The organism is Leclercia sp. W17 (assembly GCF_003336325.1).
Lineage (GTDB): Bacteria > Pseudomonadota > Gammaproteobacteria > Enterobacterales > Enterobacteriaceae > Enterobacter.
The window spans coordinates 2,374,587-2,394,052 of sequence record NZ_CP031101.1 but is presented as its reverse complement, the minus strand read 5'-3'; the positions used below and the strand labels follow the sequence as shown (position 1 = coordinate 2,394,052).

The 19,466-nt window shown below is 56.7% G+C and carries 17 protein-coding genes; 10 read left to right on the top strand and 7 right to left on the bottom strand.

The window, feature by feature from the left end:
* The first annotated feature begins 338 nt into the window (after positions 1-338).
* The 4 genes from DVA44_RS11730 to DVA44_RS11715 all read left to right on the top strand — a co-directional run bounded on the left by DVA44_RS11730 (position 339) and on the right by DVA44_RS11715 (position 5,960).
* Positions 339-1,874, top strand: coding sequence for a methyl-accepting chemotaxis protein (locus DVA44_RS11730; protein ID WP_114386982.1), 1,536 nt, complete (start codon positions 339-341; stop codon positions 1,872-1,874).
* A 148-nt stretch (positions 1,875-2,022) separates the two neighbouring features.
* Positions 2,023-3,267, top strand: a complete 1,245-nt coding sequence (locus DVA44_RS11725; protein WP_114386980.1) for an MFS transporter — start codon at positions 2,023-2,025, stop codon at positions 3,265-3,267.
* A 135-nt stretch (positions 3,268-3,402) separates the two neighbouring features.
* The gene (locus DVA44_RS11720; RefSeq protein WP_114386978.1) at positions 3,403-4,650 is read left to right on the top strand and encodes an MASE1 domain-containing protein; all 1,248 of its coding nucleotides are present in this window, start codon (positions 3,403-3,405) and stop codon (positions 4,648-4,650) included.
* A 2-nt stretch (positions 4,651-4,652) separates the two neighbouring features.
* Positions 4,653-5,960 (top strand): HdeD family acid-resistance protein, encoded by a 1,308-nt coding sequence (locus DVA44_RS11715; RefSeq protein WP_210405536.1) that lies wholly within the window; start codon positions 4,653-4,655, stop codon positions 5,958-5,960.
* On the opposite strand, the gene DVA44_RS11710 is transcribed toward DVA44_RS11715, so the two are convergent.
* Positions 5,932-6,330 carry a cupin domain-containing protein gene (locus DVA44_RS11710; RefSeq protein ID WP_114386976.1) on the bottom strand — a complete coding sequence of 133 codons (399 nt, stop codon included), beginning with the start codon at positions 6,328-6,330 and terminating at the stop codon, positions 5,932-5,934. The genes DVA44_RS11715 and DVA44_RS11710 overlap by 29 nt on opposite strands.
* 110 nt (positions 6,331-6,440) lie before the next feature.
* Between DVA44_RS11710 and DVA44_RS11705 the strand changes: the two genes are divergently transcribed.
* The gene (locus DVA44_RS11705; protein WP_114386974.1) at positions 6,441-7,331 is read left to right on the top strand and encodes a LysR family transcriptional regulator; all 891 of its coding nucleotides are present in this window, start codon (positions 6,441-6,443) and stop codon (positions 7,329-7,331) included.
* Positions 7,332-7,557: 226 nt separating this feature from the next.
* Positions 7,558-9,054, top strand: coding sequence for an L-asparagine permease (gene ansP / locus DVA44_RS11700; protein WP_114386972.1), 1,497 nt, complete (start codon positions 7,558-7,560; stop codon positions 9,052-9,054).
* A 52-nt stretch (positions 9,055-9,106) separates the two neighbouring features.
* Here the strand turns inward: ansP and DVA44_RS11695 are convergent, their stop codons facing one another.
* Positions 9,107-9,508 carry a RidA family protein gene (locus DVA44_RS11695; protein ID WP_114386970.1) on the bottom strand — a complete coding sequence of 134 codons (402 nt, stop codon included), beginning with the start codon at positions 9,506-9,508 and terminating at the stop codon, positions 9,107-9,109.
* 127 nt (positions 9,509-9,635) lie between these two features.
* Here DVA44_RS11695 and DVA44_RS11690 point away from each other — a divergent pair, with 127 nt between their 5' ends.
* Positions 9,636-10,232 carry a TetR/AcrR family transcriptional regulator gene (locus DVA44_RS11690; RefSeq protein ID WP_114386968.1) on the top strand — a complete coding sequence of 199 codons (597 nt, stop codon included), beginning with the start codon at positions 9,636-9,638 and terminating at the stop codon, positions 10,230-10,232.
* A 315-nt stretch (positions 10,233-10,547) separates the two neighbouring features.
* On the opposite strand, the gene DVA44_RS11685 is transcribed toward DVA44_RS11690, so the two are convergent.
* On the bottom strand, positions 10,548-11,609 hold the full coding sequence (locus tag DVA44_RS11685) for a YncE family protein (protein WP_114386966.1): 1,062 nt from the start codon (positions 11,607-11,609) through the stop codon (positions 10,548-10,550).
* Between the two features lie 265 nt (positions 11,610-11,874).
* Here DVA44_RS11685 and pqqU point away from each other — a divergent pair, with 265 nt between their 5' ends.
* A complete protein-coding gene (gene pqqU, locus DVA44_RS11680; RefSeq protein WP_114386964.1) occupies positions 11,875-13,989 on the top strand; it encodes a TonB-dependent receptor PqqU in 2,115 nt (704 codons plus the stop codon).
* A gap of 35 nt (positions 13,990-14,024) precedes the next feature.
* Here the strand turns inward: pqqU and DVA44_RS11675 are convergent, their stop codons facing one another.
* The 4 genes from DVA44_RS11675 to DVA44_RS11660 form a co-directional block, all read right to left on the bottom strand.
* Complete coding sequence (locus DVA44_RS11675; RefSeq protein ID WP_114386948.1) at positions 14,025-15,563, bottom strand: methyl-accepting chemotaxis protein; 1,539 nt, start codon at positions 15,561-15,563, stop codon at positions 14,025-14,027.
* Between the two features lie 182 nt (positions 15,564-15,745).
* Positions 15,746-16,414 (bottom strand): GntR family transcriptional regulator, encoded by a 669-nt coding sequence (locus tag DVA44_RS11670; protein ID WP_114386946.1) that lies wholly within the window; start codon positions 16,412-16,414, stop codon positions 15,746-15,748.
* A gap of 255 nt (positions 16,415-16,669) precedes the next feature.
* A complete protein-coding gene (locus DVA44_RS11665; RefSeq protein ID WP_103822043.1) occupies positions 16,670-17,710 on the bottom strand; it encodes an NADP-dependent oxidoreductase in 1,041 nt (346 codons plus the stop codon).
* Positions 17,711-17,775: 65 nt separating this feature from the next.
* Entirely contained in the window at positions 17,776-18,351 is a 576-nt protein-coding gene (locus tag DVA44_RS11660) for a helix-turn-helix domain-containing protein (RefSeq protein ID WP_103822044.1), read from the bottom strand.
* A 150-nt stretch (positions 18,352-18,501) separates the two neighbouring features.
* Between DVA44_RS11660 and DVA44_RS11655 the strand changes: the two genes are divergently transcribed.
* Complete coding sequence (locus DVA44_RS11655; RefSeq protein WP_114386944.1) at positions 18,502-19,020, top strand: GNAT family N-acetyltransferase; 519 nt, start codon at positions 18,502-18,504, stop codon at positions 19,018-19,020.
* On the top strand, positions 19,017-19,466 hold the full coding sequence (locus DVA44_RS11650; protein ID WP_103822045.1) for a DMT family transporter: 450 nt from the start codon (positions 19,017-19,019) through the stop codon (positions 19,464-19,466). The genes DVA44_RS11655 and DVA44_RS11650 overlap by 4 nt, the downstream gene beginning before the upstream one ends.

Below are 19,466 nucleotides of genomic sequence, written 5' to 3'. Positions count from 1 at the left end.
CTGAAGATTGGATAACCGTTGTTAACCATCATAATGTTTTATCATTGTTAATGAAACGCTATTCCGAAAGGTGTGATTTACATCATGGCTTGATTAACCCCTTTTCATTTGGCTTAAGTCGATTTATTTACCGCTCTGTTTTCCGCCTGCACTTTATTGATTGCATTTTTATTACATGAGCCCAGATGAAACTGAAAAAATAGTTAATTCAGGCGCTTTATAATTTTTTAAATTTTGTGGAGAATACGCCCGTCGTAATATTTAAGAATAACAATTTTACCTTGCCTGAACTTTTTTGGGCGGCTTCGCTTTATGCAGACATCACCCCGGAGTTATTTATGAGGCGTAACAATCACGTTACACAAAACGAGTATTTGCTTAACGAAGGCTCGACCTTAATGTCGACCACCGATATCCAGAGCCATATTACTTACGCGAACTCGGCCTTTATTGATGCCAGCGGTTATAAAGAAGAACATCTTATTGGTGAACCTCATAATGTGATCCGCCACCCGGATATGCCTGCAGAGGCGTTTGCCGATATGTGGTTTACCCTGCACGAGGGTGAGAGCTGGACGGGACTGGTAAAGAACCGCCGTCACAACGGGGATCACTACTGGGTGCGCGCCAACGTCACGCCGGTTTATCAGAATGACACGCTTACCGGCTATATCTCGGTGCGCAATATTCCCGCGCGCCATGAGATTGATGCCAGTGAAGCGCTCTATGAGCGGGTGCGTAATAATCATGTAAAAGGCCACCGCTTTTATAAAGGGGTGCTGGTTCGCCGGGGACTATTTTCCTTTCTCTCGCTATTTAAACGGCTCAGCACGGCAAAACGGATTAATTACTCCCTTGGGATAACCGCCCTGCTCGCCTTTGCCGTTTCTTTATCTCTCCCCGGCGGATTAATTCAAATTGCGGCGCTGGGGCTCCTCTTTATTTTGCAGGGCTTGTTTCTTAATGCCCAGATTTGTCGCCCGTTAAAAACCATTGTCAAAAAGATGCAATGCGTGGTTTCCGGGCGCAAAACGGCCTATACCCATTTTGAACGTGTCGACGAAATAGGCTTAATGATGCGGCTGGTTAACCAGTCCGGCTTAAACCTCAATTCGCTGGTGGATGATGTAGGAACGCAAATCAGTGGTATTCGCGCTATCAGCCAGCAGGTGGCGAAGGAAGGCGATGCCCTGCAGGCGCGATCCGAAGAGACGGCGGACGATCTGCAGCAGACGGCCGCGGCGGTGGAAGAGATAGCCAGCGCGGTTCAGCAGACCGCAGAAACGGCAGAACAGGCTATCCAGATGGCGGACCAGACCAGCGCCAGCGCGTACCGTGGCGAAGCCGTGATGAAGCAAACCATCGGCGTGATGCAGTCGGTATCAAAGGATAACGGCCAGATCGTCGATATCATCGCAGTGATCGACCGGATCGCCTTCCAGACCAATATTCTGGCGCTCAACGCCGCGGTGGAAGCGGCCCGCGCCGGAGAAGCCGGACGCGGTTTTGCGGTGGTGGCCGCCGAGGTGCGTAATCTGGCCCAGCACTCCGCGTCAGCGGCAAAGGAGATCGCCGCGCTTATCGAGAAAAACGTCGCCAGCGTTAACGCCGGGGTGGATATGGTAGCGCAGACCGAAGCGCAGCTGACCACCATGATTGGCAACGTACTCAACATGTCATCACTTATTAAAGAGATAGGACACGCTACCCAGGAGCAGACCCAGGCCCTGAGCCTGATTAATGAATCCATCTCCCGTATCGGGGTAATGACCCATAACAATACCGGGATGGTCGAGCATGTCACTCAGGCGGCCAATCACCTCACCCAGCGCACCACCCGCCTGCAACAGGCGATTGCGGTGTTTGGCGGCTAAAAGTGATGGGGTAAGAGGATAAAAAAACAGACGGTGGTCGCACGCCAACTGAAGATGACTTGATGGAAAGCGCATTCAGGTTAAGAATATGTTAAACCATGCGTAATCAGACAGATACCTGTCGCTGTTTTCCACAAGGGAAACCTGAATGAGTAATGAACTGCCAGACGAAAGAGTGAATACCCGTTCCGCCAGAAACAGCGGCTTAATCATTATGGCCAGGTTTATCTCTGATTTTGGTGCTTTCCTGAATATGGTTGTGCTGTCCACCTATGTGTACTTGTTGAGCCAGAGCGTAACGCATGTGAGTATCTTTCTGGCCTGCCGGGTGACGGGAGGCATCATTGCAAGTGCTGTCGGTGTGCCTTTTTTTCGCCGCTTTCATGGCCGCCTGCCTTTAGTGGCTTTTGATGTAATACGCGCGGTACTGTTAGCCTCGCTGTTAATTTTGCCTGCGGCGACCCAGCTTTATATCTTGCCTTTGATTGCACTGGGTATTGGGCTGGGAAATTCGATGTTCGCTATCGGGCTTAACAGTCAGCTGCCCTTGTGGATTGATGAGTCCCGACGTGTATCCACAAACGCCTGGTTAACCTCTGCCTCTGCGACGGGGGCGGTTACGGGAAGCCTTGTATCCGGTATTCTTCTGGCGACCAGCGGCTACCAGATTGTATTTGCTGCGAATATTGTGACTTATCTGGTGGCGGGTTTGTGCGTACTGCCGTTACGCTTTTTGGTGCAGCCTGTTGCTGATGAGTCAACACAGCAGCGTAAAGAGTGGCGAAATCTGGTCACAGGGCTTCGGACGGCTCCGCTGTTAGCAGGCATGTTACTGGTAACCATGGCCGATACCCTGGGCAGTGCTGCCCATAACGTAGGCTTTCCCATTATTTCTGCGCTTTTTACACCCGCATCAGCCGGGAAAACAATGGGGCTTTTGCTGGCAGTCTGGGCCAGTGGGAAATTCGCCGGGGCGCGTCTGGCAAACTACCTGTTAGTGCGCTGCGGGATGCGTACAGATCGGCTGTTTTTTTATGGCGTGGCGTTTATGTCCCTTGGTTTTATCTTTACCTTTCAACAGACAGCCCTTCCGCTGGCACTGATGTTTATCGCAGTGGCCGGGGTGGGAGATGGTCTGGCGGACGTCAGTCTGATCTCGCGAATTCAACGCGAGCCTGAATCATTACGGCTGCCTGTTTTTAGCCTGATGACGCTGCTGCAAATGACCGGATTTGGCGTGGGAATGTTAATTGTCGCGCCATTCTATATCTGGTTTACCCCCGCGCTGGTTATTGTCATTTTTCATGGTATCCCGTTACTGACATTAGCTGCCCTATTGCTGTCTGTTCGACGCCCGTCACCCAAAAAGGCAGAACAGCACTCTGATATTTGAACAACACGCGTGAATATCGGGTGCAAGGCATGAGAACGGGGTTTGACTAATACGCCTTACCGATCCCGGCAAAAATGGCTAACCCGGCGAAAAGGTCATATCTTTTTAAAGCGATAACCGCCGCCGGGAGCCTGGATGAAAGCAGCGAAACTGACGACAGCGTATTCCTTACTCGCCTGGGGGGCGCTCTACTATCTCCTGGGATGGCTGTCGCTCTGTCTCGACGGCCCCGACATCCGGACGGCTTTTATCTGGCTACCTTCAGGTGTTGCCGTCACCGCCTTTTTGCTGAGTGCAAAAAAGCAATGGCTCGCGCTGTGGCTGGTTCTGTTTATTGCCCGTCTGGTGCTGGGGCTCACCTTTCACCATACTTTTCACGTCTCCCTGGTGCTGGGGGCGCTTTCACTGACCAGCCATCTGGGGATTGCCTGGTCGGTGCATTACTTTTCACGGCATTACGATCGGCTGCATAAGATCGTCACCTGGACGATTGCCACGGTCGTCTTCAGTACCCTGAACGCGCTCGCAGGGACGATCTGGCTCTCTTCTCTTGCGGGCACCCTTCAGATGAGCTGGTTCTGGCTCGCCTGGGGCGCCAACGTCACCGGCACGCTGTTTGTCACCCCGCCGCTGATGGGCCTGCTGGCCCCGGGGGATAAAGCGGCGCGGCGCGAGTCGCTGTTGGGGGTCTGTTTAGTGTTCGCAATACTGCTGGCGACCCTGTTCATCTTTAGCGATGTGCCCGATCGCGGCGACAATATCGCTCTGATTTACTCCCTCGCCTGCCTGCCGTTGATCCTGCTGACCGCAACCACCGTGGTGTGCGGTAATCGTCTGGCGTCGCTGGCCTTTATTCTCTTTAGCGCGGTGGTTATCTACGCCTCATGGCGGGAGACCGGTCCCTTCTATTTTGCCCGCCTGACGCCGGAAGAGTCGATATTGCTGGCACAGTGCTACCTTTCCGCGGCCGCACTGCTGCTGGTCTTTATCCGCGCCCAGAAAACACACCGTCCAGGGGATGGCCGTTTTCAGGGCGTGGCATACTTTTTGGATCCTGAAAGCGGTCGTCTGGTCTGGGAGTCTCATGCCGACCCGCGCCTCAGTGCCCTATTAGCCCCTCTCACCAGCCGGGAAGCCCTGCTCGCCCGGGTTCCCGATGCAAAGCAGAAGCAACAGATGGTTGCCCGCTGGCAGGCGGTGGCGCAGGGTCAGCCCGTTACCGAGCCCTTTCGTTTTAGCCTGGCGCTGGCGGACCGCCCACCGGTGTCGATAACAGAGCGCAATATGCTGCTGATGGCGGATAAGGATCGCCCGGTAATTGTCGCCTTCTGGTCCGGCGAGAGAGGAAGCCTGTTTCAGACCACGCCGCAGGAGGAGGTTTAACGATGCTGCAGATCGCCTTTTTGCTCGCCGGTGCGGCATTTGTCCGGAAAGCGGCACCTTACTTTATGCTGGCAGGTGTGCTCTGGGGCGGGCTTGGGCTGGCCATTTTTATCGATGGCTTGCAGGGCGGGCTGCACTTTCCGCTGCATATCTTTGGCCTGTTTCTGCTGCTCGACAGTCTGGTATCCCTGACACTGGGGTCGGCGGCGAAAGGAACCCAGCGCGGCATCTTTTACTTCAAGGGCGGTCTGTTCCTGCTCATCGCCATGTTGATTTTATCCGGACGCCACGACGGCACGCTGGCGCTGGCTATCGTCTTTGGGCTGGCGTACTTCATTACCGGCCTGTTCACCATCGCCTCTGCCGTGGTGGTGCGCTTTACCCACTGGCGGCGAGCGCTGCTCGCAGGGGTGGCACAGATCCTGTTCGCCATTTTTCTGTTCCTGCCCTTTCCAACGCAGCATGATGGCACCGTCTCGCAGTTTATCGGCATGGTCATGCTCACCGGCGGGGTGCAGTCGGTGCTCCTCTCCCTGCGGATGCGGCAGGTCCGTCATGGCCGCTCGGTGTTTGATATTCTCGCCCCGCAGACGTTGATCCCCGCCCCGCGCGAGGCGCTGCCCCCCACCGTGACAAACACGCCGGGCAACCAGCTGATTGTGCATGTCTGGACCCCGGAAGGATCGGCAAAACAGCAGACCCTGCCGCGCCCGGTCATTAACCGCTATATCGCCGCCGTGGATGCTAACGGGGTGATATCCACCGGCCATGCGGCGCTGGAGTGCCCTCCCCACCTCTACATCAGCCTCTATCCGGCAGCGGAGATCGACCGTTCCCCGTCCGAGTTTTTTAATCTGCTTAAAGCGGTGGAGGCGAATACCGTGGCGGGAAAATACCAGCCGAACTATCGCTATGAGGCGGGGATCTGGTGCGAGTCTAACCGCAAAATCCACTTCTCCATTTTTAATGCGGCGTCGCTTAACAGTTTCTGGACGCAGTACCGCCAGACCGAAACCTATAACCTCACCTGGCGCAACTGCTCCAGCAGCGTAGCGTATGCCCTTGAAGCGGCTCTGGATGGCGTGTTGAAAGAGCGCTGTACCCGGGGCGGTTTTTTGCGGCTGCTGCTCATTCCGGAGCTGTGGATCGCCGCGCAGCTGCGCAAACGCGCCACCAATATGGCCTGGACGCCCGGGCTGGTGCTTGACTATACCCGGGCGCTGCACGCCATCGTGCATCCCAATGGCGTTTCGCTGATCACCTTTATCAAAAACCGATTTTCTACATCTGCGGATACTGCTCGTCGGTGACTTTCTCCAGCCAGTCCACCGGGCTGCCGTTCACCGCTTCGGCGATGGCGATATGGGTCATCGCGGTCTGCGCGCAGGCACCGTGCCAGTGCTTAACGCCCGGCGGGATCCAGGCGATATCGCCCTGATTCAGGACTTCAGCCTCTTTACCCCACGCCTGTAGCCAGCCGCGACCCTGGGTAACGATCAGCGTCTGCCCCAGCGGATGCGTATGCCACGCGGTGCGCGCCCCGGGTTCAAAAGTGACGGTCGCCCCGCCCACTTTCGCGGGCTCGGTGGCCTGAAAAGGTGCGTCGATACGTACGGTGCCGGTAAACCAGGCCTCTGGTCCCCGGACGGAAGGTAATGAACCGCTGCGGATAATTTTCATGCTGACTCCTCGTTTGCTGTTGCGTTAACAGTAGCGCATGCCGGTGGCGAGGATTAGACTGCATAATCAGAAAGGAATGATGAATCAAATTCATATATGCGGAAATCCTGATGCTGAAAGAGAACTTTAACGACCTGCTGTCATTTATGGTGGTCGCCCGGGAGCGCAGTTTTACCCGCGCTGCGGCCCAGCTTGGCGTCTCCCAGTCTGCCCTCAGCCATGCCATGCGCAACCTTGAAGCCCGGCTGGATATGCGCCTGCTTACCCGAACCACCCGCAGCGTGGCCCCCACCGAAGCGGGCGAGCAGCTCATTATGCGCTTAAGCCCCCACCTGCTGGAGATGGAACAGGCGCTAACCGCGCTGCGCAATATGCGGGATATACCGGCGGGTAATATCCGCATCACCGCAGGGGAGCATGCGATGAGCGCGGTGCTGTGGCCGGTGCTCAAACCCTTTATGGTTCAGTACCCGGACATCAATGTGGAGGTGACGATAGATAACGGCCTGACGGATATCGTCGACGGGCGTTTTGATGCCGGGGTGCGCCTGGGGGAGCAGGTTGCGAAGGATATGATTGCGGTGCGCATCGCGCCGGACATGCGGATGGCAGTGGTCGGCTCTCCGGACTATTTTGCCCGCTACGGAGAACCGCAAACCCCCGAGCAGCTGGCGAATCACCGCTGCATCAACATGCGCCTGCCGACGCGGGGTGGCCTGTATGCCTGGGAGTTTGTCCATATGGGAGAGGAGATCCGCGTCCGGGTAGAGGGACAGCTTATCCTGAATAGCTTGCCCCAGCGTCTGGATGCCGCACAGGCGGGCCTGGGACTGGTCTATGTCCCGGAGGAAACAGCGCAGGAGGCCATCGATCGTGGGCGGCTGGTCCGTACGCTGGAGGCATACTGCCCGGTGTTTGATGGCTACCATCTCTACTACCCCAGCCGCCGCCAGCACACCACCGCCTTTGCCTTACTGGTGGCGGCGTTACGTCGAAACTAGCCTGCTATCCGGCACAAAATATTTACTTCAGCATGCATCACTTTCACGCCGTTATTTTTTGCGTCGTTTATTAATTGCAGGTAGGATGCTTCGCCATGTTTTGCCTTATCCATACGCAGAATGACTGGAAAGGCAGAATATTTCCGCGCGCGAGCAATCGTTTGTATTGTCGACCGCCGGTTATGGACACGATGTTCTTGATTCAGACAGGCAAACAGGTAACTCAATGAAAACAAGCAATAAAAGCGCAGCCGATCATCACGCTGCGAAACGTCGCTGGTTGAACGCCCACGAAGAGGGCTATCACAAGGCGATGGGCAACCGTCAGGTGCAGATGATTGCCATCGGCGGCGCTATCGGTACCGGGCTGTTTTTAGGTGCAGGCGCACGTCTGCAGATGGCTGGCCCGGCTCTGGCACTGGTCTATCTGGTGTGCGGGATCTTCTCCTTCTTTATTCTGCGTGCCCTTGGCGAGCTGGTGTTACACCGCCCCTCCAGCGGCAGCTTCGTCTCTTACGCCCGTGAGTTTCTCGGTGAGAAAGCCGCTTACGTGGCGGGCTGGATGTACTTTGTAAACTGGGCGATGACCGGGATCGTGGATATCACCGCCGTGGCCCTCTATATGCACTACTGGGGCGCGTTTGGCGATGTGCCGCAGTGGGTGTTTGCCCTTGGCGCGCTGGCGATTGTCGGCACCATGAACATGATCGGCGTGAAGTGGTTCGCTGAGATGGAGTTCTGGTTTGCGCTGGTAAAAGTGCTGGCGATCGTCATCTTCCTGGTGGTGGGCACCGTGTTCCTCGGCAGCGGCAAAACGCTGGATGGCAACATGACCGGCTTCCACCTGATCACCGATAACGGCGGCTTCTTCCCGCACGGCCTGCTGCCTGCCCTGGTGCTGGTCCAGGGCGTGGTGTTCGCCTTTGCCTCCATTGAACTGGTGGGCACCGCGGCGGGCGAATGTAAAGAGCCGGAGAAAACCGTACCCAAAGCGATTAACAGCGTGATCTGGCGTATCGGCCTCTTCTATGTCGGCTCCGTGGTGCTGCTGGTTCTGCTCCTGCCGTGGAACGCCTATCAGGCAGGCCAGAGCCCGTTCGTGACCTTCTTCTCGAAGCTCGGCGTGCCGTACGTGGGCAGCATCATGAACATCGTGGTGCTGACCGCGGCGCTCTCCAGCCTGAACTCTGGTCTCTACTCCACGGGCCGTATTCTGCGCTCCATGTCGATGGGCGGCTCCGCACCGCGGTTTATGTCGAAAATGAGCAAGCAGCAGGTGCCCTATGCGGGCATCCTAGCGACGCTGGTGGTCTATGTCTTTGGCGTGTTCCTGAACTATCTGGTGCCGTCCCAGGTCTTTGAGATTGTCTTAAACGTTGCGGCGCTGGGCATTATCGCCTCCTGGGCCTTTATCGTGGTGTGCCAGATGCGTCTGCGCAAGGCGATCAAAGAAGGTACTGCCGCTCCGGTAAGCTTCAGAATGCCGGGCGCGCCGGTCACCTCCTGGCTGACCCTGCTCTTCCTGTTCAGCGTGCTGGTGCTGATGGCGTTCGACTATCCGAACGGGACTTACACCATCGCCACCATCCCGCTGCTGGCGGTCCTGCTGGTGGCAGGCTGGTTTGGTGTGCGCAAGCGCGTGCATGCGGTCCACAGTACCGCGCCAAAGCACCCGGATGAAGAGAAGCTCGACGGTCCGCTGGTGGAAGAGACGTCGCGTTAATCGCTTCAATTAAAAAGGGAAGGCAAATGCCTTCCTTTTTTTTGCCCGGGGCCTACACAACCGGAGCAGGAATACGCGCGATGACCTTAATTTCGAAATCAAATCCGGCAAGCCAGGTGACGCCGACGGCGGTCCAGTTCGGATAAGGGGCCTGCGGGAAAATCGCCTGTTTGACCTGCATGATCGTCGGGAACTGATTTTCAGGATCGGTGTGGAAGGTTGTCACATCAATCAGATCGTCAAAGGTACACCCCGCCGCGGCAAGGGTTGCTTTCAGATTATCAAACGCAAGCTGCACCTGAGTGGCGAAATCGGGCTCGGGGGTGCCATCGGCGCGGCTTCCTACCTGACCCGAAACAAACAGCAAATCGCCGGAACGGATGGCGGCAGAATAACCGTGTTCTTCATAAAGAGCATGACGGTTAGCGGGGAAAACCGGTTCGCGCTGGATCATAAGGTATCCTGTACTGTATCAACGTTGGAAAAGGCAAAGCGCAGCGCGTAAAGATGATTTAATATACGCGGCGTATGTCAAATTAATCACACATACGCCGCGTATGTCAAATGAAGATGGAGAGTTTATGGTTGCCAGACGCCGCAGCGAAACGATGGAAGAGAACCGTGCAAAACTGCTGATGGCTGCACGGAAAGCCTTTGCGGAAAACGGCTTTGCCGCCGCATCCATGGATGAATTAACCGCAAGCGTCGGCCTTACCCGCGGGGCGCTTTACCACAATTTTGGTGATAAAAAGGGGCTACTCGCCGCCGTTGTCGACCAGATAGATCGAGATATGGCACAGCGTGCGAAGGCTGAGGCCGCCGGGGTGCAAGATGACTGGGAAAGACTGCTGGCGGAAGGGATCGCCTATATCAAAATGGCCCTTGACCCGGAGGTGCGACGCATCGTGCTGCTTGATGGCCCCGCTTTTCTCGGCGATCCCGCCCAGTGGCCCGGTCAGTTAAGCTGCCTTGAATCGACGCGCCAGAGCATCCTGAAGATGCTCGAACGCGGCGTGATTAAGCCTGTGGATGCGGGCGCTGCGGCCTATATGTTAAACAGCGCGGCCATGAATGCCGCACTGTGGATCGCCGCCAGCCAGGACCCGCAGAAGGCGCTACCGGACATTATTAAGGTATTTACGCACCTGGCAAGCGGCCTGTACCAGCGCGCGCAATAAAGGCGAAGCCGCACCCGCCTTTTTGCCCGGCGGCGCTGCGCTTGCACGGGCCTACAAAACCCGCATACATTCGTAGGCCGGGTAAGGCGTAGCCGCCACCCGGCACAAAGACCGCACCCGTCCTCATTGCCCGGCGGCGCTGCGCTTGCGCGGGCCTACGGTTTGGCCGTTGGTAGGCCGGGTAAGGCGCAGCCGCCACCCGGCATAAAGACCGCACCCGTCCTCATTGCCCGGCGGCGCTGCGCTTGCACGGGCCTACAAAACCCGCATACATTCGTAGGCCGGATAAGCCGCAGCCGCCACCCGGCACTGAACTTACAGCGCGATACGGATCACGTCATCAGGCTGGGTGGCTTCCTGCTGGCGGGTCGACTTCTGCTTCACCGTCACGTACAGGGTTTTGCCGTCGGCGGAGAGCGCCAGGCTGTTCGGGAAGGTCGGCGTATCGTGCGTTTTGGTCACTTTGTAGGTTTTGGCGTCAATCACGCTCACCTTGCCCACCTCACGGTGGGTGACGTAGGCTTCGTCCCGGGCCGGGTTAAACAGCACCGCCAGGGATTCCGGGGCTGCCACCTTGCTGATGATGCTGCCATCTTTCAGGGAGACAACCAGCACTTCCGGCTGCTTAGAGTCGGTGATGAACGCACGCTGGCCCTTAACATCCAGGCTCAGGTTCAGGTAGAAGTGCTCTTTCCCGTCGTCCTGCAGCTTCTTACGCGCGATGATTGTGTGGGTCGCGGTGTCGATGGTCACCAGTTCGCCGTCACCGTTGGTGGTGTAGAGACGCTTCGCCTGGGCATCCAGCGCCAGGCCGGTGCTGAATTTGCCGGTGCCGGTGATGGTCTCTTTCAGCTTCAGCGTTTCGCCGTCCACCACCCAAATCACGCTCTCTTTGCCGATACCGGTGATATAGACGGTGTTCGTGGTGTCATCCGCCACCAGCTCACGCGGTTGCAGCGGTTTCACAGTCTCGCTGCGCTTACGATCGTCCAGCACCAGACGGCCCTTCACGTCACCGGTTTTCGCGTCAATGGCCGTCACCGCGCTGTTGGTGGTGTTACCAAACCACAGGGTCTGGGTGGCGTTATTGATGGTGGCGCCAAACGGCTTCAGGTCGCTATGAATGGCCTGCGTCACTTCCAGCGTCAGCGGATCGAGGCGGTAGACCACCCCACCTTTATCCATTTTGCGGCTCTGGGTGGTGGCAACCCACAGCGCATTTTCCTGCTGGCTGACGGCCATTTCATATGCGCCTTTGCCCACCGCTTTACGCAGCATCTCTTCTGCGGCATGAACATTAAAAGAACCGGCTACCAGCAAAGACCCCAACAGCAGTGAGCTACGCAGACGCGGCGAGCACAGGTGACGTAAATTCATAACAACTCCCTTTCGAGTAAATGGTACCGCTGACATCGCTTCCGGCTGGCAAAGTCATCGCTTCGCCTGATTATGGATGAGAATAGTAATCATTATTTATCTCAATGTGGAGTAATTCTTGATCGCATCAAGCTTATTCGCTGATTTAACCTACACTTGGGTTAACGCTATGTGCGGTTTTGGTTTTCAAAATATTTACAAAAGATTTACCATACCCGCACATGTTCCATTTGGTTCGTCTTTCTTTTAAGCGGTTTTTTAATTCATGAAAATCTTTTCTGCCCGCAGGGCAACGCTCCCCCTGCTGTTGGTTCCTGTTGTATTAGCCCCTGTCGCAGCGATGGCGGCCGACGAACAGACTATGATCGTCAGCGCGTCCCCACAATCGCTCTCTGAGTTGGATACCCCCGCCGCGGTCAGCGTGGTTAACGGCGAGGATATACGTCATGCGACCCCGCGCATTAACCTCTCTGAATCCCTCGGCAGCGTGCCGGGATTACAGATCCAGAACCGACAGAACTACGCCCAGGATCTCCAGCTCTCAACCCGTGGTTTTGGCGCCCGCTCCACCTTTGGGGTGCGTGGCATTCGCCTCTATGTGGACGGTATCCCGGCGACGATGCCGGATGGTCAGGGGCAAACCTCGAATATCGATCTCAACAGCATTGAGAGCGTGGAAGTACTGCGCGGGCCGTTTTCCGCCCTCTATGGCAACGCCTCCGGCGGTGTGCTTAACATGACCACCGAAACCGGGCGTGAGCCGAACACCGTCGAGGCCAGCAGCTATTACGGCAGCTACGGCAGCTGGCGCTACGGTCTGAAGGCCACCGGCGCGATGGGCGACGGCACCCAGCCGGGGGATGTGGATTACACCGTCTCTACCACCCGCTTCACCACTCACGGCTATCGCGATCACAGCGGCGCGCGTAAAAATCTCGCCAACGCCAAACTGGGCGTGCGCATCGACGACGCCAGCAAGCTGAGCCTGATTTTCAACAGCGTGGATATGAAAGCCAACGATCCCGGCGGGCTGGACTATCAAGAGTGGCGGGATAACCCGCGCCAGTCGCCGCGCGGCGATCAGTACAACACCCGCAAAACCATCAAGCAGACCCAGGCTGGCCTGCGCTATGAGCGCCAGCTCAGCGCCCAGGACGACCTCAGCGTGATGGCCTACGCCGGTGAACGCGAGATGACGCAGTACCAGTCGATTCCCTACCAGCCACAGTTGCGCCCTACTCATGCAGGCGGTGTGATCGACATGCAGCGCCACTATCAGGGGATCGACACCCGCTGGACTCACCGTGGTGAGCTACTGGTGCCGATGACCTTTACCACCGGCCTGAACTACGAAAACCTGAGCGAAGATCGTCGCGGGTATGAAAACTTCGTGATGAACAACGGAGTGCCGGACTACGGCGTCAAAGGGGCGAAACGCCGCGATGAACGTAACCTGATGTGGAACGTTGATCCCTACCTGCAGACCAACTGGCAGCTGACGCAAAAGCTCTCTCTCGACGCGGGCGTGCGCTACAGCTCCGTCTGGTTCGACTCGAACGACCACTATGTACAGGGCGCTAACGGCGACGACAGCGGTGAGGCCAGCTACCACAAATGGCTCCCGGCCGGGGCGCTGAAGTACCGCGTAACCGACGCCTGGAACCTCTATGCCGCCGCGGGCCGCGGGTTTGAGACCCCGACCATCAACGAGCTCTCCTACCGTTCCGATAACCAGAGCGGCCTGAACTTTGGCCTCAAGCCATCCACCAACAACACCTACGAGGTGGGAAGCAAAACGCGCATCGGCAATGGTCTGTTCACCGCGGCGCTGTTCCGTACCGATACCGACGATGAGATCGTCGTTGACGCCAGCGCGGGCGGCCGCACCAGCTATAAAAACGCCGGTAAAACCCGCCGTCAGGGGGTGGAGCTCTCTCTCGATCAGCAGTTTGCTGAAAACTGGAAGCTGAAAATGGCGTGGACCTATCTGGATGCCACCTATCGCACCAACGTCTGTGGCGATAGCGACTGTAACGGCAACCGGATGCCGGGCATTGCCCGCAACATGGGCTATGCCTCCTTTGGCTGGCAGCCGGTCGAGGGGTGGTATGCGGGATCGGATGTGCGTTATATGAGCGACATCGAAGCTGATGACGAAAACAGCGCCAAAGCGCCCTCTTATACCGTTGTGGGTCTGAACACCGGCTATAAGCTGAATATGGGCAACTGGGGCATGGACATCTTTGGTCGCGTGGATAACCTGTTCGATAAAGAGTATGTCGGCTCGGTGATTGTGAACGAATCAAACGGGCGTTACTACGAACCGGCACCGGGGCGTAACTACGGGGTGGGCCTTTCCGTCTCGTACCGCTTCGAGTGATAAAAAAACCGGCAGCCCAGGCTGCCGGTTTTGTTTTATGCCATCTGTGCGCGCTGTTCCAGACGGAACGCCGCCACCAACGACTCCAGCAGACGGGCCTGATCTTCCAGCGCTCCTGCCGCCGTCGACGAGGCGCCTACCAGCGAGGCGTTTTGCTGGGTAGTGGTATCCAGCTCCATCACCGCCCGGGAGATTTGCTCAATACCACGGCTCTGCTCTTCCGAGGCCGAGGAGATCTCGCCCATGATGTCATTTACGCGGGTGACGGAATCCACCACCTGCTCCATGGTCTGCCCGGCTTTCGCCACCAGCTCGCTGCCGGTAGAAATGCGGGAGACCGACTCGCTGATCAGCTGCTCGATATCCTTCGCCGCCTGAGAGCTGCGCTGGGAGAGGCTGCGCACTTCGCTGGCCACCACTGCAAAGCCCCGCCCCTGCTCTCCCGCCCGCGCCGCTTCCACGGCTGCGTTGAGGGCCAGAATATTGGTCTGGAAGGCGATGCTGTTGATAACCGCGGTGATATCGGCGATTTTTTGCGAGCTGGTGTTGATATCGCTTATGGTGCTGACCACGTCGCGCATCACCCGTCCGCCCTGGGTCGCAGTCTGCGAGGCCTCTGCCGCCAGCTGGCTGGCATGACGGGCGTTATCGGCGTTGTTCTTCACCGTGGCGGTGAGCTCTTCCATGCTGGCGGCGGTCTGCACCACCGCCGCAGCCTGCTGCTCGGTACGCGAGGAGAGATCGGTATTCCCTTCGGCAATTTCACTGGCGGCCAGCGACACCTGCGCCACGCTGCTGCGCACCTCGCCAATCATTAAGCGCAGTTTATCGTTCATCCGGCCCATCGCCCCGGTCAGTTTGCCCAGTTCGTCTTCTCCCTGGGGATGGATATCGGAGCTGAGATCGCCGCTGGCGATACGCTCGGCCAGCTGCAGGTTCTGTTTTACCGGACGGGTGATCTGGCGGGTCACCCACCAGGAGACCAGGATACCGAAGAGGATCGCCGCCACGCCAATAATGGCGGTGATGGTACTGGAGCTATAGGCCAGCGAATCATTATGCGTTTTGACCAGAGCAATGATCTCGCGGATTGAGGCGCTGCTGTCGTCGCCAGCGGTTTTGACTTTCTCTTCCGCAGCTTTCAGCGCCGCGGTAGCCGCCGGGTCGTTTTTGTTTGCGTTCCAGGCCGTCATCGCGCTCTGCATTTCCGTCACGCTGCTGCCAAAACGGGCAAGGTGCCCGGCAATCGCCTCAACAATGGCCCTCTCTTTTGCCGTCCACTCCAGCTCACGGGCCTCTTCGGTCAGTTCAACGGCATGTTTGACGTAATTTGCCATCAGCTGGCCGGACTTTTCGTCACCGTTATAGAGGAATTTGAGGCGGTTGATCTTGGCCTGGAAGACCTCGATATTGATGTTGTAGATCAGGTTGGTTTGCTGGTAAACGTCGCGAATTTCTTTAAAGCGCATCACGCTGAGCAAGGTCGATACTGCAACCAGCAGCAGTACCAGACCAAAACCCGCCGCGAGCTTTCTGCTCATTTTTATATTACGTAATCGTTGACTGACACTCATTCCTGGCTCCTTAAAAGGCGAATGTGCCTTTTGAGGTTATCGGCAGAGGTCAGGGTTATTTCATAGTTAAGCTGGTCTTATCAGTAGGCTAATAAATAAACTTTCCGGCAGCAGCTTGTCTGCCGGAAAAAAGAAACAGCTCATATTTAGCGAAATTACCGCTTCGTTTATTTCTGGCCCTGTTAGTTTGCAAACTGCCTGATTAATATCTCATTCGCTTCGTCGATCGCTTTATCAATCGCCGCCCGGCTGGCTTCCTCATCGCCCTTCGCAAGGGCATCAAGCAGCTCATCGTAACGATACGCGCGGCTCGGCAATACAATGTCTGGATCGTAGAGACAGTTAAAACAGGGCCCGATGCGCACCCATAGCTGTTCGATAAGCGATATCAGCGTGGGCATGTCGGCATAGTGATAGAGCGTAAAACGAAAAGCCCGGTTGGAGTGAAGCGCGCGCTCCACCTCGCCATTGCTCATCGCATCGTGAAATTTTTCTGAAAGGTCGCGCAGCGTCTCTAGCTTTTCGTCGGTCATCTGATTGCATGCCGCCGCGACAGCCATGCATTCCAGCGACTTACGAATAGCATTGACTTCGCTATAACGCTCTAAAGTGACTTCCGGCACCAGAAAAGCCTGCGCCGGGGTCGCGTGCAGCGCGCCCGCGGAGACCAACCGCAGCAGCGCTTCACGAACAGGAGTAATACTGGTACCGAGTTTATCCGCAATATCTTTGGTGACGAGCCGTGCGCCTGGCTTTAACGCGCCGGCAATCAGCGCGCTTTTCAGACTCACCTCAACCTGCATCGTCAGGCTCATTCGTTGAGCTTTTTCTAAATTGTCCAAATCCAGCATGTTCTGTTCCTGTTACCCACACTTAACTATATTTCACAGACGGTTAAATAAGGACCGCTGAGTATTTGATATATCCTGTATCGCATGCCTGATTTACGTCAAAAGAAAACCATCAATCATAACTTTGTGTGATTGAAAAAATAAAATACCCCGTTTTGTATACCACGTTTCGTTTATTCTATGCCTGTATAATTAAAGACGTTATTTTGAATTTTGCACAGTTTAGTATGGCGGAATAATCCGCCATACCTGGTACTATTCGTTATTGTTCGCGACACGTATCACGACTTTGCCGAAGTTTTTTCCCTCCAGCAGGCCAATCAGCGCATCGGGCGCATTTTCCAGGCCATCCGTCACCTGTTCGCGATAGTGGATGTTGCCCTCTTTGACCCACTGCCCCATCTGCTGCTGAAACTCTTCGATGCGGTGGCCATAATCCTGGTTGATGATAAAGCCCTGCATACGGATGCGTTTTTTCAGGATGGTGCCCATCAGCAACCCGAGACGATCCGGCCCTGGCGGCAGGTCGGTGGCGTTGTATCCGCTCACCAGCCCACAGACCGGTACGCGCGCCTGGGTATTGAGCAGCGGCAGCACCGCGTCAAACACTTTACCGCCGACATTTTCGTAGTAGATATCAATCCCCTGCGGACACGCCTGTTTAAGCTGTTCGGCAAAGTCATCCGCATGATGATCCAGGCACTGGTCGAAGCCCAGCACCTCGGTGGCGTGACGGCACTTCTCCGCCCCACCGGCAACGCCTACCACCCGGCAACCTTTCAGCTTGCCAATCTGCCCAACGGTGGAACCTACCGGGCCGGTCGCCGCGGCCACTACCAGGGTCTCACCCGCTTTCGGTTGGCCGATATCCAGCAGTCCCATGTAGGCGGTAAAACCTGGCATGCCCAGAATACCTAACGACCAGGAGGGGTGTTCCGGGTTCTCACCCAGTTTCACCAGCCCGTTGCCGTCGGAGAGTTCATACTCCTGCCAGCCGCTGTAGCCGAGCACCCATTCACCAGGCTGATAGTCAGGATGGTTCGAGGCCTCAACGCGGCTGACGGTGCCGCCCACCATTACGGCACCGATCTCTACCGGCGGCGAATAAGATGGCGCATCGCTCATGCGGCCACGCATATAAGGGTCAAGAGAGAGCCACATCGTGCGCAGCAGAAGCTGGCCGTCGGCGGGCTGAGGGATGTCGGTGGTTTCTAAACGAAAGTTATCAGCGGTGGGGGCACCATGGGGACGAGAAGCCAGAACCCATTGACGATTTTGCGTTGAAGATTGACTCATACCTCACTCCTTTTTATAGAAACGTCCTTAGAGCCTAGCCTCATCTTCCCCTGCCCGCTTTAACATTATGAGCCGGACTGGTTAAGCCTGACGACAAGGTAGACGCACGGCTCGCCGCTTTCGTTAATAAACCGGCAGTCGTTCGGCGGGCCTAACTCCAGACAATCTCCGGCCCGCATTTCATGGCGGGTATCCCCCTCCTGAAACACCAGCTCCCCCGACTGAAGCCAGATAAGCTGGCGCGCAAGGGCATAAGAGGAGGCGGGCATCGGTACATCGCTGTTGCCGGGCAATTCAACCTGCACCAGGTCGATAGGCAGATCGGTACGCGGCGAGACGTGTCGACGCAGATAGTGGGTTTGTGGGTCGCGCCAGACAGGCTGGCTTTCAAAGCGCAGCAGCTTGCCCTCCTGCATCTCGGCGCGGGCAATCAGGGTCGACATGCTGATGCCAAACGCGCCAGAGAGACGGGCCAGCAAGGTGGCGGTCGGGCTGCTGTCGCCGCGTTCGATTTTATGGATCATCGCCCGTGACACGCCCGCCCGCTCGGCAAGCTCGCTCAGGGACCATCCACGCGACTCGCGTTCAAGCCGAATGCGCGCGCTGATCCGTTGATTCATATTGTCTGACAGAATATTCATCACGCCATACTATAGAGAAAGTAATGGATTACCACTGGCTTTTTTCATAACGAAAAGATATGTGTTATGCCGTAGCGTTTTCAGCGACTGTTTGTGTAATATCGTGACATCGCGTACTACTATAGTGAACAACACACCCCGAGGTTTCAGATGCTTATTCGTCACGCCACTAAAGAGGATTGCGCCGCTATCGGCGAGATCTATAACCACGCTGTACTGCATACCGCCGCCATCTGGAACGATACCACCGTGGACACCGATAACCGCATCGCCTGGTTCGAGGCACGCCAGCTGATGGGCTATCCGGTGCTGGTCAGCGAGCACGATGGCGTGGTCACGGGATATGCCTCTTTCGGCGACTGGCGCGCCTTTGATGGGTTCCGCCATACGGTTGAGCATTCGGTTTATGTGCATCCTGATCATCAGGGCAAAGGCATCGGGCGGGCGCTGATGGAACAGCTGATTGTTGAGGCCCGAGGCATCGGCAAGCACGTGATGGTGGCCGGGATCGAAGCGCAGAATCATGCCTCTGTACATCTGCATGAAACGTTAGGTTTTGTCACCACTGGCCAGATGCCACAGGTAGGGACCAAGTTTGGCCGCTGGCTGGATCTGACCTTTATGCAGCTTCAGCTCGATGAGCGCAGCGAACCGGATAACATCGGATGAACCAGACCCTGACGCTGGTATTTCTGGTGGCGGCGGGCATTGGGCTGGTGGTGCAGAACACCCTGATGGTGCGCATCACCCAGACCTCAAGCACCATTCTTATCGCCATGCTGCTCAATTCGCTGGTGGGGATTGTGCTCTTTGTATCGATCCTGCTGATTAAAAACGGCGTCGCCGGGTTCAGCGAGCTGGTACATACGGTGCGCTGGTGGACCTTAATCCCCGGCCTGCTGGGCTCATTTTTTGTCTTCGCCAGCATCAGCGGTTATCAGTATGTCGGGGCCGCGACGACCATCGCCGTGCTGGTTGCCAGCCAGTTAATCGGGGGGCTGGTGATGGATGTGGTGCGCAGCCAGGGGGTGCCGCTGAAGGCCCTGATCGGCCCGGTATGCGGCGCGGTGCTGCTGGTGGTTGGCGCCTGGCTGGTCGCCAGACGCCAGTTCTGA